Origin of the sequence: Streptomyces sp. NPDC050388 (assembly GCF_040655635.1) — a bacterium.
Taxonomy (GTDB): domain Bacteria; phylum Actinomycetota; class Actinomycetes; order Streptomycetales; family Streptomycetaceae; genus Streptomyces.
Window position 1 is genome coordinate 1 of record NZ_JBFAKH010000133.1, and the last position, 12,538, is coordinate 12,538.

Consider the following 12,538-nt stretch of genomic DNA (forward strand, 5'->3'; position numbering starts at 1 on the left):
CGAAAACACCATCTGCACAAGCTCGTTGACATTCTTCACGCGAATGTCAACGACCCTCACGACTCTCCGTCACCACCGAAAGTGAGACAGGGCCGCTCGTTTTGACAGACCCGATCTCTGATGGGGGCACCAACACCTCTGACAGCCGAGGAAATTGACTAGGCAGGCAAGCTCAGCCCCCATACGGTCGGCCGCATGGCTGACGAGTGTTTCGGGCATCCACGACTCGCCGCGATCTATGACCCACTCGACCCCGATCGCAGCGATCTCGATACGTACGTGGAGATGACGGAGGAGTTCGGGGCGCGTCAGGTACTGGACATCGGCTGTGGGACAGGTGTGTTCGCACTTGCACTGGCCGAGCGCGGGATCGAGGTCGTCGGCGTCGACCCCGCCCAGGCGTCCATCGACGTGGCCCGAGCCAAGCCGGGCAGCGAGCGAGTGCGCTGGATCTGTGGCGATGCGACGACGCTCCCGCCGCTGCAGGTCGACCTGGCAACCATGACGGCGAACGTCGCCCAGCAGATCCTCGATCCGCAGGCGTGGCGGGAGACCCTGCGTGGCGCGTACACGGCACTACGACCTGGCGGCCGTCTGGTGTTCGAGACCCGGGATCCGGCCAGACGCGCCTGGGAGGAGTGGAACCGCGAGGCCTCATACCGCGTGACGGAGATCCCGGGTATCGGCGCCGTCGAGAGCTGGGTCCAGGTGGTCGAGGTGAGCGAGCCGCTGGTGACGTTCCGGTGGACTTACGTGTTCGCTGCCGACGGGCAGGTACTCACGTCGGACTCCACCTTGCGCTTCCGTGAGCGGCAGGAGGTCGAGACGGAGCTGATCGCGCAGGGCTATGAGGTGGAGGGCGTTCGCGACGCGCCCGACAGACCGGGCAAGGAGCTCGTCTTCGTCGCGCGACGTCCGTAGGCAGCCCCGCGGAAGCCTCGCCGCGCAGGTCGGTCGGGACTCGTTCACTTCGCCGAGCAGATTCAGCGGGAAACCGTCACAAGCACTGGGAACGGACAAGGGTCAACCGTGTGGGGCTGTGTGCTCGCGCCGGGTCGGTGCACTATTGCAAGCGAACGCTTGCAATAGTTAGCGGGGTGGGGCAGGGTGGGGGTATGGCGTCACTCAATGTCGGCAACCTCGGTGAGTACCTCCGCGAGCAGCGGCGCAACGCGCAGTTGTCGCTGCGGCAGCTCGCCGATGCCGCCGGGGTGTCCAATCCGTATCTGAGCCAGATCGAGCGCGGGCTGCGCAAGCCGAGCGCGGAGGTGTTGCAGCAGGTCGCCAAGGCGCTGCGGATCTCCGCCGAGACGCTGTACGTGCGCGCCGGCATCCTCGACGCCGAGCGGGACCGGGAGGAAGTGGAGACGCGGGCCGTCATCCTCGCCGATCCCACGCTGAGCGAGCGTCAGAAGCAGGTACTGCTCCAGATCTACGAGTCCTTCCGCAAGGAGAACGGGTTTGGGGGCGCCGAGGACGGTGAGGCGATCGGGACTGCCGGTGTCGTCGGTGCCGCTGATGCTGTCGAGGAGGCTCAAGGGACGGAGGCCTCGGAGGTTTCCGGAAGTGCCGACGGGAGCGGCGGCTCCGGTGCTGGTTCCGCGATACGTCGGGGCGGCCGTAAGGCCGGTGGCGGCAAGGACGCCGGGCGCCGGGGCCCCTCCGGCAACAACACCAGCAGCACAAGCAGCAACAGCAGTGACAGCAGTGACATCGATCCGCAGCGGACGGACGGCTGAGCCGGACCAGGGCGCCGGCCGCCGCCACGGATCACACGAACCCTCAGCCGAAAACGGATCCGGGAGGACCCTCACCATGGCCATCACCGACGACCTGCGCAAGACCTTCAGCGACCCGACCCCGCTCTACTTCGCCGCCGGCACCGCCGACCTCGCCCTGCAGCAGGCCAGGAAGGTTCCGGGCCTGGTCGAGCAGATCCGCGCCGAGGCGCCTTCGCGCATCGAGGCCGTCCGCAACACCGACCCCAAGGTCGTCCAGGAGAAGGCGACCAACCGGGTCAGGGAGACGCAGGAGACCGTCCAGGCCAAGGTCAACGAGTTCCTCGGCTCGCTCGACACCGACCTGAAGAAGTTCGGCGAGACCGCCCAGGACCTGGCCCTGCGCGGGGTCGGCGTCGCCGCCGAGTACGCGGTCAAGGCCCGCGAGACCTACGAGAAGGTCGCCGAGCACGGCGAGCAGGCCGTGAAGAACTGGCGCGGTGAGGCCGCCGAGAGCATCGAGGACATGGCCGTCGCCGTCGAGGACGTCGCCGTCGCCGTCGAGCCGAAGGACGGGCCCGAGGCCGGGCCGAAGGCCGTGACCACGCCGAAGCTCGAGTCGGTGGGGGGCGAGGGCGACAGGCCCGCCGCCAAGAAGGTCCCGACGCGCAAGAACACGACGGCCAAGAAGACGCCGCCCGCCAAGTAGGCACGTGGGAACGAGCGGCAGCGGTGCCGACGAGTGGTACGGGCCGGGCACTCTCGCGGTGTCCGGCCCGTTCTCCTGGGTAGCCGGCCGGCGGTTGCGGGTACGGTGACCGCGTAAGGACGAGCCGAGTCGGGTGGTGGACGTTGTGCTGATGCAGGGCTTCGCGGGGTTGATGTGGTTGCTGAGCATGGCCCTGATCGTTTTCAGCGGCTTCGCGTTGGTCGACGCGGCCCTCCGCCGCGAGGACGCCTACCGCGCGGCGGACAAGAAGACCAAGCCGTTCTGGCTGATCATCCTCGGGCTCGCCTTCGTGGTGAACCTGATCTTCAACGTCCTGTCGTTCCTGCCGATCATCGGGTTGATCGCGACCATCGTGTACATGGTCGACGTCCGTCCTGCCCTGCGCGGCCTCTCCGGCGGCGGGCGCAGCCACCGGGGATCCAGCAGCGACGGTCCCTACGGCCCGTACAACGGCGGACGGTGAGGAGGCGGAGCCCCCTCCCCGTCACGGCCGCTGCGGTGGCACCCGGTCCAGGAGCAGTACCGCCACGTCGTCGGTCAGCTCCCCGCCGTTGAGGTCGCGGACCTCGTTGACGGCCGCCCGCAGCAGTTCCTCGCCCCGCAGTCCGTCCGTGAACTGGCGGTGGACCATGCCGACCATGCCGTCCTGGCCGAGCCGTTCCCCGCTGTCGCCGACCCGTCCCTCGATCAGGCCGTCCGTGTAGAGCATCAGGCTCCACTCCGTGCCCAGTTCCACCTCCGTACGCGGCCAGCGGGCGCCGGGCAGCAGCCCGAGCGCCGGACCGTTGTTGTCGTACGGCAGCAGCCGCGCCGGTCGGCCCGGCCGGGCGAGGAGCGGTGAGGGGTGGCCGGCCAGGCACAGGCCCGCCCGGCGGCCGTCGGGCGAGATGTCCACCGCGCAGAGGGTCGCGAAGATCTCGTCGTCCGCGCGCTCGTGCTCCAGCACCTGCTGCAGCGTGCCCAGCAGCTCGTCCCCGCACAGGCCCGCCAGGGTCAGCGCGCGCCAGGCGATGCGCAGCTCCACGCCGAGGGCGGCCTCGTCCGGGCCGTGGCCGCAGACGTCGCCGATCATGGCGTGCACGGTGCCGTCCGGGGTGCGGACGACGTCGTAGAAGTCACCGCCGAGCAGGGCGCGCGAACGGCCCGGACGGTAGCGGGCGGCGAAGTGGAGCGGGGAACCGTCCAGGAGCGGGGTCGGCAGCAGACCGCGTTCCAGGCGGGCGTTCTCCTGGGCGCGCAGCCTGCCCTCGGCGAGCCGCCGCTCGGCGGAGTCGGAACGCTTCCGCTCCACCGCGTACCGGATCGCCCTGCTCAGCAGCCGACCGTCCAGCTCGTCGCGGAAGAGGTAGTCCTGGGCGCCCACGCGCACCGCCTCCGCGCCGCGCTCGGCGTCGCCCGACGCGGTCAGCGCGAGGACGGCGTGCCGGGGCGCGAGCTCCAGCACGTGCTTGAGCACGGCGAGCTCGTCGTCACCGGCGCCGCCGACCCCGTTGCCGCCGCCGCTGCCCGCCCGGCTGCCGGGTGCGGGCAGCGCGAGGTCCAGCAGGATGCAGTGGACGTCGTCGGTCAGCAGCCGCTCGGCCTCGGTGAGGTTGCGGGCGGTGCGCACACGGATCGGCTTGCCGGTCTGGTCGAGCAGGTCCGGCACGATCGGCGAGCCCGCCGGGTCGTCCTCGATCAGCAGCAGCGTGAGGTTGGTGGGGGCGGCTGAGGTCGCCTCGTTCCTGGTGTCGTCCTCGGTGTGCTCCGCCGTGCGCGGGGCCGTCGCTCCGGCCTCCGAGGTGTCCTCGGCGGGGCCACCGGTCGGTGATGCGGCGTGCGCCTGACCGCTTTCCGCGGCCGGGAGCGTTCTCTGCCGCGGTACGGGTGCGGGCATTGTTCCGGGTTCCTTCCCTCCCCCCGAGGGCGTGGTGGGGGCGCGGGATCTCGGCCCGTGCACCCCGTGCTCTCCACTTCGGACGAGCAGGGGGCGCCCCTTCCAGCGGGGACGATAGCGGGTGTCGGCGCCGCAGCGGAATGGTGTGGGGCACGCCGCTCGGCCATCAGCCGGTGTCATATGCCGCGTTATGGGCAGCAGTTGGACACGTCGGCGATGCGGCCGGGATGACGAACGTCACGCCCGCGAGGGTGTGGCCGCGTCATCGGCGTGGACCGGGTCACGTGGCGCAGGTCACGGGTCGCTCAGTTCGCGTCCGTTTTCTCGCCGCTGTCGCCCTTCTTGGCGCTTTTGTCGATCCTGTCGGCTTTGCCGACCTTGTCGCCATTGCCGGTTGCATCGGCATCCGGGTCCGGGCGAACCACCCCGAGGATCGGCATCGAACCGGCTCCCGCGATCGTGATCGCCCGTCCCGGGCGCGGGGCGTGGACGATGGCTCCGTCTCCGACGTACATGCCGACGTGGCTGGCGTCGTCGAAGTAGATGACGAGGTCGCCGGGCCGCATCTCCGTGACGGCGACGCGCGTCAGCTGCTTCCACTGTTCCTGCGAGGTGCGCGGGATGCCCTGCCCGCCCGCTCTCCACGCCTGTGAGGTCAGACCCGAGCAGTCGTACGTCTTCGGGCCCTCGGCGCCCCACTCGTACGGCTTGCCGATCTGCGCGGTGGCGTACGCGACGGCCTTCCTGCCCTGCTCGGTCGCCTCCGCCCCGATGCCGTCGAGGACGCCGGAGTCCAGCCAGGCGGACTGGGCCTCCTCGGCGGCCCGCCGCTCCAGCTCGGCCAGCCGTTCCCTCTCCTCCTGCTCCAGCTCGGACTCGACCTTCTCGGCCGCCGCGATCTGCTTCTCGATCTTCTTCTGCGCCTCGGCCTTGGCCTTGCGGCCCGCCTCCAGCTTCCGCCACTGGGCGTCGGCGTCCTGCGCGTACTGCTCCAAGTCCTCCTGGGTGCGCTTCATTTCACCGAGCAGGCCCTTGGTCGCGTGCTGGCCCTGACGGATCCGGCCCGCACCGACGAGGAATTCCCGCGGGTCGTCGCTCAGCATCAGGTGGGCCTCGGGCGGGAGTCCGCCACCGCGGTACTGGGACGCGGCCGCGGCGCCCGCGCGGTCCTTCAACTCGGCCAGCTTCTCCCTGCCCTTGACGATCTTCTTGGTCAGTCGGGCGATCTCGGTGGACTGCTGCTTCGCCTTCTCCTCGGCGGCGTTGTACTCCTCGGTGGCCACCGCCGCGGCACGGTAGAGCCTGTCGAGCTTCTTGCGCACGGCTTCGAGGTCCTTGGACGGCGCGACATCGGCGCTCGCACTCGCGCTCGGGGCCGGGGGCGGCGGGGGAGTGGGAGCCGCGAACGCCGTGCCCGGCGCCGCCAGCACGGTGATCGCACAGACCACGGCCACTGCCGCCGTGGTCAGCATGTGCCTGCCCGTCTCCATGACTCGCCCCCAAACTGATTAACCGTCAGTAACATCCTTCGTCAGGGGATGTTGCCATGTCGGCGTCCGAAGTGACAGAGGTGACGCTTCCCGGCTGCCCCTCCCCGTTATGACGCTCGCCCCGTCGATGTGACGAACGACTCACGGAGATCGTTCCCGGAGTTCACCCCCGTGGCGCCAAGGCCTCCCACCGCACCGTGACTTCGCCCTGCCGCCACCGGGCCGGCCCGTCCGTCACCGGCCAGTCGGCGGTCAGATCCCGCACCGTACGGATCCAGCGCTGGCGGGCGCCGTACGAGGCGTAGGGCGCGGCGGCGGCCCAGGCGCGGTCGAAGTCGCGCAGGAAGGCGTGCACCGGTTCGCCGGGGACGTTGCGGTGGATGAGTGCCTTCGGCAGGCGTTCCGCCAGGTCCGAGGGGCGTTCCAGGGAGCCGAGCCGGGTCGCGAAGGTGACCGTGCGCGGCCCCTCCGGGCCGAGGGCGACCCACACGTGCCGCCGCCCGATCTCGTCGCAGGTCCCCTCGACCAGCAGCCCGCCGCGCGAGCCCCGCGCCGGTTCGGCCGGGGCGAGTCGCGCGCACAGCCGCTGCCAGACGGCGGCGACCTCGGCCTCGTCGTACTGGCGCAGGACGTTCGCCGCGCGGATCAGCGTCGGCCGTCCGGGGAGCGGGACCTCGAAGCCGCCGTGCCGGAAGGCCAGCCCCTCGCGCTCGTACGGGCGGGCCGCCGCGACCCGGGCCGGTTCGATCTCGACGCCGACCACGCGTGCGCGGGGGGCCACGGTTCGCAGGCGGTGCAACAGTTCGACCGCCGTCCAGGGGGCGGCGCCGTAGCCGAGGTCGACGGCGACGGGGTGGTCGGTGCGGCGCAGCGCGGTGCCGTGCGTGGCCGCGATCCAGCGGTCCATGCGGCGCAGGCGGTTGGGGTTGGTCGTCCCGCGCGTCACCGTGCCCACGACGGGGGACCTCCGGGAGTGGGGGAGGGAGGCGGCGCGGGCGGTCATGCGTACGAGGGTATGCGGGCGGTCGAGCCCGCCGGGAATCGACCGGGGGCGCCGGACGACGGCCCCGCGCCCACGCACCCGGCACTCGAACGGTTGAGCGACATTCGGTAATGATTCGGCAAAGACCCGATCCGGAGAGGTCACCCGGAAATGGGAGCGGGCCCCTCCGGTGTTGGGGAGCTGGAGGGCCCGCACGCCCCCGAAAACCATGCCGGAAAGTCAGGCCCACAACGAGGAGGAACGCCACGTGAGCCAGTACATCGCCAGGCTCGGGCGGCGCTCCCCCGCCGCACCCCCGCGGCTGCGACTGCATCGCAGGCCCCGCCGCGTGGCGATGCTCTCCGTGCACACGTCCCCGCTGCACCAGCCGGGAACCGGCGACGCCGGCGGCATGAACGTCTACATCGTGGAACTCGCGCAGCGCCTCGCCGCGATCAACATCGAGGTCGAGATCTTCACGCGCGCGACCACCGCGGCCCTGCCGCCCTCCGTCGAACTCGCGCCCGGCGTCCTCGTCCGGCACGTCGACGCCGGCCCCTACGAGGGCCTGGCCAAGGAGGAGCTGCCCGCCCAGCTGTGCGCCTTCACGCACGGTGTGATGCACGCGTGGGCCGGCCACCGGCCCGGGTACTACGACCTGGTCCACTCCCACTACTGGCTCTCCGGCCACGTGGGCTGGCTCGCCGCCCAGCGCTGGGGCGTCCCCCTGGTGCACGCCATGCACACCATGGCCAAGGTCAAGAACGCCAACCTCGCCGTCGGCGACACGCCCGAACCGGCCGCCCGGGTCATCGGCGAGACCCAGATAGTGGCCGCCGCGGACCGGCTGATCGCCAACACCGCCGGAGAGGCCGAGGAACTCGTACAGCACTACTCGGCCGACCCGGACAAGGTCGCCGTCGTCCATCCCGGCGTCAACCTGTCCCGCTTCCGCCCGTCCGACGGGCGGGCCGCCGCCCGCGCCCGCCTCGGGCTGCCCCAGGACGCCCTGATCCCGCTCTTCGCGGGCCGCATCCAGCCGCTCAAGGCTCCCGACGTGCTGCTCCGCGCGGTCGCCGCGCTGCTCGACGAGCGCCCCGAGCTGCGCTCCCGGCTCTGCGTCCCCGTGGTCGGCGGCCCCAGCGGCAGCGGCCTCGCCAAGCCCGAGGGACTGCAGAAACTCGCCGCCCGCCTGGGCATCGCCGACGTCGTACGGTTCTGTCCGCCGGTCGAGCAGGAACAGCTCGCGGACTGGTTCCGGGCCGCGTCCGTCCTCGTCATGCCCTCCTACAGCGAGTCCTTCGGCCTGGTCGCCATAGAGGCGCAGGCCGCCGGCACCCCGGTGCTCGCCGCCTCGGTCGGCGGACTGCCGGTGGCCGTACGGGACGGACACACCGGCTTCCTCGTCCGGGGGCACGACCCCGGGGCCTACGCGCGCGTGCTGCTCGAATTCGCCGACCGGCCCGACCTCGCCGACCGGATGGGCGAGGCCGCCGCCCGGCACGCCCGGTCCTTCGGCTGGGACAGGTCGGCCGCCGCCACGGCCGACGTCTACACGGCCGCGACGCAGGCCCACCGCCGTCACGTACGCTCCCAGCATGGCTGAAGCGGAACAGCAGCAGGCGGCGGCACAGGTCATCGAAGGCGTCCTCAAGGACGCCGAACTCGACTGGGAGAGCCCCGCGGCCGGCACGTACGTCGTGAAGCTCCCCGGCACCCGCAAACTGTCCACGACGGTCTCCCTCATCGTCGGCCGGCACTCGCTCTCCCTCAACGCCTTCGTCATCCGTCACCCCGACGAGAACGAGGCCGCCGTCCACCGCTGGCTCCTGGAGCGCAACCTCAAGCTGTACGGCGTGAGTTACGCCGTGGACCCGCTCGGCGACATCTACGTCACCGGCCGCTTCCCGCTGCCCGCCGTGACCCCGGACGAGGTCGACCGGCTGCTCGGGCAGGTCCTGGAGGCCGCCGACGGCAGCTTCAACACCCTGCTGGAACTGGGTTTCGCCACCGCGATCCGCAAGGAGCACGCCTGGCGGGTGTCGCGCGGGGAGTCGACGCGGAACCTGGACGCGTTCACCCGGCTCATCGAGCGCCCCTCGGGCGAGTAGGGACCGCGCAGGTCGCGGCAGAGCCCCGAACGGACGTGCGGACGCGGGCTGTTAGCCTGCCGCGATCCGGACCCTGTCGGTCAGGGTCCCGTGCATGAAGAGGACGCGCATGCGCACTGGCAGATCCACCCTCACGGCCGCGCTCACCGGAGCGCTCGCCCTGGGGGTGTTCACCGCACCGCCCGCCCAGGCGGCGGACACCGGCGTCAAGGTGTCGAACCTGGTCGTGAACAAGGGCAAGCCCATCGTCGTGGGCATCACCGATGAGAAGTACCCCAGCGTCAGCTTCCGCATGACCTGGCCCGCGGGCTACACGTCCCGCGACATCACCGCGTTCCCGTACCTGTACCACGGCACCACGGCCGCCAAGGGCCTGGACAGCGGCGGCATCCGCACGGGCCACGTCATCTACCACGACGACACCCCCAGCTCGGCGAAGGTCGAGGGCGATCTCTACATCGACCCCCGGTGGACCCTGGACTCCAACAACGACGCCACCACCTGGAAGACCGCTGTCTGGATCCGTCTCTGGGCCTCCGAGACCAAGCTCAAGGCCGAGGAATACCTGCCCGTCTCCGGCACGGTCCAGGTCAAGCGCGCCGCGCGGGCCACGGTCAACGCCTCGCCGGAGCCGGTCGCCAAGAACAAGACGCTCACCGTGACGGGCAAGCTGACGCGCGCCGACTGGGTGAAGCACAAGTACGTCGGCTACGGCAACAAGCTGGCCAAGCTGCAGTTCCGCAAGGCGGGCACCAGCACCTACACCACGGTCAAGACCGTGCGGGCGAACTCCACGGGCAACCTGAAGACCACGGTCAAGGCCACGACCGACGGCTACTGGCGCTGGACGTTCGGCCAGACGTCCACGACCGGCGGAGCGACGGCGGCGGGCGACTACGTCGACGTGAAGTGACGCGACGGCACGAGCCGCCCCGGCCGGTGGCCCGCTTCCCCAGGGGCTACCGGCCTCCCGCCCGGTATCGACCCGGTGTGACACCGACCGACTTCCGGAAGTGCCGGGTGAGATGGGCCTGGTCGTAGAAACCGGTGGTCACCGCGACCTCGCTCGGCGACCCCCCGTCGAGCAGCAGCCGACGGGCCCGGCCCACCCGGCGGGACATCAGGTACTGGTGCGGCGCGATGCCGTAGGCACCGCTGAACGCCCGTACCAGGTGCGCGGGATGAACGGACAGCAGCCCCGCGGCCTCCGCCAGACCGAGCCCCTCCACGACCCGCGCGTCGAGCAGTTCGCGCAGCCGCCGGGCGAGGACGGGATCCCGCCGGGGCGCCCGCGCGGCATCGTCCCGGGACCGCAGATGGGCCCGTAGCCGCTCCCCGACGAGCGTCAGCCTGCTCTCCGCCTCCAGTTCGTCACCGGGCCCCACGAGCGCCGCGTGCACCTGCCCGACCCGCCGCCGCAGCAGGGGATCACGCAGGTCGGGCCGGTCGACGGCGGCCCCGATGAGGTCGTCCCCGAGGTGGGTGCCGTCGAGGTAGAGCACCCGCTTGCGGAAGCCGTCCGGGGTGGCGGGGGCACCGTTGTGCGGGACATGGGGCGGCAGCAGCGACACGGTGTCGTGCGGGGTGCCGTGCTCGTGCCGGTCCAGGTCGTACCGCACGGCGCCGTCGTCGACGATCAGCAGCGTCCAGGCGTCGTGGACGTGCATCGGGTAGGCGTACTCGGTGAAGCGGGCGTGGAACACCTCCACGACGCCCGGGACCCGGGGCCGCCAGGCGGAAACGGTGCGCCGGGGGCGATCCGCGCGCGCTGCGGGCATGCAAACAACGTACAAGACGGGGACGTACGCCGATCGGCAGTCTCGAGGCATGAGCACACGCTTCGACACGAAGATCGCCGTCCTGCTGCGCGAGGACCTGGAGACCTGGCAGCGCCTCAACGTCACCGCGTTCCTGGTCAGCGGCCTGGGCACCCAGGTACCCGACCTGATCGGCGAGCCCTACGAGGACGCGGACGGCGTGCCCTACCTGCCGATGTTCCGCCAGCCGGTGCTGGTCCTCGAGGGCACCAAGGAGACCCTGAAGGCGGCGCACTCCCGGACGCTCTCCCGCGCCCTGCCCCGGGCGGTCTTCACCGGCGACCTGTTCGCCACGGGCCACGACGAGGCCAACCGCGCGGCGGTCCGCGCCGTGGGCACGCCGGACCTGGACCTGGTCGGCCTGGCGGTGCACGGCCCGAGGAACGCGGTGGACAAGGTCCTGAAGGGGGCGCGGATGCACCCGTGAGACGGTGGGTGCATGCCGGTCCCACCGCCTCGCCCGCTCCTCTTCCTGGATGTGGACGGCCCGCTGATCCCCTTCGGGGAGGGTGCGCGGGAGCCGCTCACGCACGAGGGCGACCCCCTGCTGGGCCGTCTCGACCCCACGGTGGGCCCACGCCTGCTCGCCCTGCCCGGCGACCTGGTGTGGGCGACGACCTGGCGGCACGAGGCGAACGACACGATCGCCCCGCGCCTCGGCCTGCCGAGGCTGCCGGTGGTGGACCGGCCGGAGGCCGACGCGCCCGCCCCGCGCGGCCTCCACTGGAAGACGCGCCTCCTGTCGGAGTGGGCCGGGCAGCGCCCGTTCGTCTGGCTGGACGACGAGATCGGCCCGATGGACCGCCTGTGGACCGAGTCGGCCCACCCGGCACCCGCCCTGCTGCACAGGGTGGATCCGGCGAGGGGGCTGACGGAGGAGGACTTCACGGTGACGGCGGAATGGCTGCGCAGGTGTTCACCCCGATGACGAGGCGGAGCGAGCCGGGCGCGGGTCGCCCTGGAAGACCTGCGCGAGATGCCAGGCGCGGTGCGGCGCCGCGACGGGGGCGGTCCCCGGCTGCGGACCGATGAGGGGCCGCCCGGAGAGCTCGGTGACCTGTGCGCGGGCCGCGTCACCGTGCCCGACGAAACGCTGCGAGACCAGGACGCGGTGGCTCTCGCCGACACCGAGGACACCCTTGTCGAAGAGCTTGTGGTGCAGCGAGCACAGGCACAACCCGTTGTCGACGTCGTCCGGACCGTCGAAAGCCCACCAGCGCACATGCGCCGCCTCCAGCCCCACGGGCACGCTCCCGATCCGGCCGTCGTAGCCGCAGAAGGCGCACCGGTGCTCGTACGCGGTCAGCACCAGCTCCCGCATCCGGCGGTCCCGCTGCTGCCTGCGGGAGGACGGGGGCGGTCCGGCCTCCGCCGGCTCCGGCACCAGCCCGACGGCTTCGCACAGGTCGGAGTGGAGCGAGGGCGGGAAGTTCGCGTCGAGCAACGCCCGCACCATGCGCCCGAGCAGGGCCGGCTCCCTCCTCAGCGCCGCCCGCAACTCCGGCGCGAGCCGCCCGGCGGCGTTCGTCGCACGCAACTCCCGCACCCCGGTACCCGGACTGCCGGACCCCCGGTCGCTCCGCACCTCCCACACCCCGTCACCGACCAGGTGGTGGAAGGGGTAGGCGGGCGTGGTCGGACGGGGCGGACCGTACTCGGCCAGCAGCCGCTTCAGCTTGTTCTTGCGAGGAACCCCGGGGCTTCAGCCCCGGGAGGAATCGCGTCCTCGTGGATCGCGGCGTGCAGCGCCGCGGTATCGCTGTGTCCGTCCGGCCGTGGAGCGGCCGGGTCCCGCCCACGGGCGCGGTGAGGCG

13 protein-coding genes and 1 pseudogene are annotated in these 12,538 nt (G+C 71.7%); 9 read left to right on the forward strand and 5 right to left on the reverse strand.

The window, feature by feature from the left end; translation table 11 throughout:
- The first annotated feature begins 195 nt into the window (after positions 1-195).
- From AB0I73_RS37885 to AB0I73_RS37900, 4 genes are all read left to right on the forward strand, one after another.
- Positions 196-921: a class I SAM-dependent methyltransferase gene (locus tag AB0I73_RS37885; RefSeq protein WP_363044955.1), complete on the forward strand. Its 726-nt coding sequence runs from the start codon at positions 196-198 to the stop codon at positions 919-921.
- 194 nt (positions 922-1,115) lie between these two features.
- Positions 1,116-1,739, forward strand: a complete 624-nt coding sequence (locus tag AB0I73_RS37890; protein ID WP_363044956.1) for a helix-turn-helix transcriptional regulator — start codon at positions 1,116-1,118, stop codon at positions 1,737-1,739.
- Positions 1,740-1,815: 76 nt separating this feature from the next.
- Entirely contained in the window at positions 1,816-2,427 is a 612-nt protein-coding gene (locus tag AB0I73_RS37895) for a hypothetical protein (protein WP_363044957.1), read from the forward strand.
- A 151-nt stretch (positions 2,428-2,578) separates the two neighbouring features.
- Positions 2,579-2,911, forward strand: a complete 333-nt coding sequence (locus AB0I73_RS37900) for a DUF2516 family protein (protein WP_363044967.1) — start codon at positions 2,579-2,581, stop codon at positions 2,909-2,911.
- A 21-nt stretch (positions 2,912-2,932) separates the two neighbouring features.
- Here the strand turns inward: AB0I73_RS37900 and AB0I73_RS37905 are convergent, their stop codons facing one another.
- The 3 genes from AB0I73_RS37905 to AB0I73_RS37915 all read right to left on the reverse strand — a co-directional run bounded on the left by AB0I73_RS37905 (position 2,933) and on the right by AB0I73_RS37915 (position 6,817).
- A complete protein-coding gene (locus AB0I73_RS37905) occupies positions 2,933-4,324 on the reverse strand; it encodes a fused response regulator/phosphatase (protein WP_363044958.1) in 1,392 nt (463 codons plus the stop codon).
- Between the two features lie 305 nt (positions 4,325-4,629).
- Entirely contained in the window at positions 4,630-5,814 is a 1,185-nt protein-coding gene (locus tag AB0I73_RS37910) for an NlpC/P60 family protein (protein WP_363044959.1), read from the reverse strand.
- A 163-nt stretch (positions 5,815-5,977) separates the two neighbouring features.
- Entirely contained in the window at positions 5,978-6,817 is an 840-nt protein-coding gene (locus tag AB0I73_RS37915; RefSeq protein WP_363044960.1) for a class I SAM-dependent methyltransferase, read from the reverse strand.
- Positions 6,818-7,064: 247 nt separating this feature from the next.
- Here AB0I73_RS37915 and mshA point away from each other — a divergent pair, with 247 nt between their 5' ends.
- From mshA to AB0I73_RS37930, 3 genes are all read left to right on the forward strand, one after another.
- Entirely contained in the window at positions 7,065-8,402 is a 1,338-nt protein-coding gene (gene mshA / locus AB0I73_RS37920; RefSeq protein WP_363044961.1) for a D-inositol-3-phosphate glycosyltransferase, read from the forward strand.
- Positions 8,395-8,907: a YbjN domain-containing protein gene (locus tag AB0I73_RS37925; protein ID WP_363044962.1), complete on the forward strand. Its 513-nt coding sequence runs from the start codon at positions 8,395-8,397 to the stop codon at positions 8,905-8,907. Before mshA ends, AB0I73_RS37925 begins: the two co-directional genes overlap by 8 nt.
- Positions 8,908-9,016: 109 nt before the next feature.
- Positions 9,017-9,820 carry a hypothetical protein gene (locus AB0I73_RS37930; RefSeq protein WP_363044963.1) on the forward strand — a complete coding sequence of 268 codons (804 nt, stop codon included), beginning with the start codon at positions 9,017-9,019 and terminating at the stop codon, positions 9,818-9,820.
- A 46-nt stretch (positions 9,821-9,866) separates the two neighbouring features.
- Here AB0I73_RS37930 and AB0I73_RS37935 read toward each other — a convergent pair whose 3' ends face one another.
- A complete protein-coding gene (locus tag AB0I73_RS37935) occupies positions 9,867-10,685 on the reverse strand; it encodes an AraC family transcriptional regulator (RefSeq protein WP_363044964.1) in 819 nt (272 codons plus the stop codon).
- Here AB0I73_RS37935 and AB0I73_RS37940 point away from each other — a divergent pair.
- Positions 10,684-11,151, forward strand: a complete 468-nt coding sequence (locus AB0I73_RS37940) for a DUF2000 domain-containing protein (RefSeq protein ID WP_363044965.1) — start codon at positions 10,684-10,686, stop codon at positions 11,149-11,151. The two genes, AB0I73_RS37935 and AB0I73_RS37940, sit on opposite strands and share 2 nt — an antisense overlap.
- 12 nt (positions 11,152-11,163) lie before the next feature.
- Positions 11,164-11,652 (forward strand): HAD domain-containing protein, encoded by a 489-nt coding sequence (locus AB0I73_RS37945; protein WP_363044966.1) that lies wholly within the window; start codon positions 11,164-11,166, stop codon positions 11,650-11,652.
- Here the strand turns inward: AB0I73_RS37945 and AB0I73_RS37950 are convergent.
- Positions 11,641-12,399: pseudogene (locus AB0I73_RS37950) on the reverse strand (phosphorothioated DNA-binding restriction endonuclease); the annotation flags it as partial. The gene AB0I73_RS37945 and the pseudogene AB0I73_RS37950 overlap by 12 nt on opposite strands.
- Positions 12,400-12,538 lie beyond the last annotated feature (139 nt).

Excerpts from the sequence above, each read along its gene's own strand:
- AB0I73_RS37885 (WP_363044955.1), top strand. The coding sequence starts at position 196 with ATGGCTGACGAGTGTTTCGGGCATCCACGACTCGCCGCGATCTATGAC.
- AB0I73_RS37890 (WP_363044956.1), top strand. The coding sequence starts at position 1,116 with ATGGCGTCACTCAATGTCGGCAACCTCGGTGAGTACCTCCGCGAGCAG.
- AB0I73_RS37895 (WP_363044957.1), top strand. The coding sequence starts at position 1,816 with ATGGCCATCACCGACGACCTGCGCAAGACCTTCAGCGACCCGACCCCG.
- AB0I73_RS37900 (WP_363044967.1), top strand. The coding sequence starts at position 2,579 with ATGCAGGGCTTCGCGGGGTTGATGTGGTTGCTGAGCATGGCCCTGATC.
- AB0I73_RS37905 (WP_363044958.1), bottom strand. The coding sequence starts at position 4,324 with ATGCCCGCACCCGTACCGCGGCAGAGAACGCTCCCGGCCGCGGAAAGC.
- AB0I73_RS37910 (WP_363044959.1), bottom strand. The coding sequence starts at position 5,814 with ATGGAGACGGGCAGGCACATGCTGACCACGGCGGCAGTGGCCGTGGTC.
- AB0I73_RS37915 (WP_363044960.1), bottom strand. The coding sequence starts at position 6,817 with ATGACCGCCCGCGCCGCCTCCCTCCCCCACTCCCGGAGGTCCCCCGTC.
- AB0I73_RS37925 (WP_363044962.1), top strand. The coding sequence starts at position 8,395 with ATGGCTGAAGCGGAACAGCAGCAGGCGGCGGCACAGGTCATCGAAGGC.
- AB0I73_RS37930 (WP_363044963.1), top strand. The coding sequence starts at position 9,017 with ATGCGCACTGGCAGATCCACCCTCACGGCCGCGCTCACCGGAGCGCTC.
- AB0I73_RS37940 (WP_363044965.1), top strand. The coding sequence starts at position 10,684 with ATGCAAACAACGTACAAGACGGGGACGTACGCCGATCGGCAGTCTCGA.
- AB0I73_RS37935 (WP_363044964.1), bottom strand. The coding sequence starts at position 10,685 with ATGCCCGCAGCGCGCGCGGATCGCCCCCGGCGCACCGTTTCCGCCTGG.
- AB0I73_RS37945 (WP_363044966.1), top strand. The coding sequence starts at position 11,164 with ATGCCGGTCCCACCGCCTCGCCCGCTCCTCTTCCTGGATGTGGACGGC.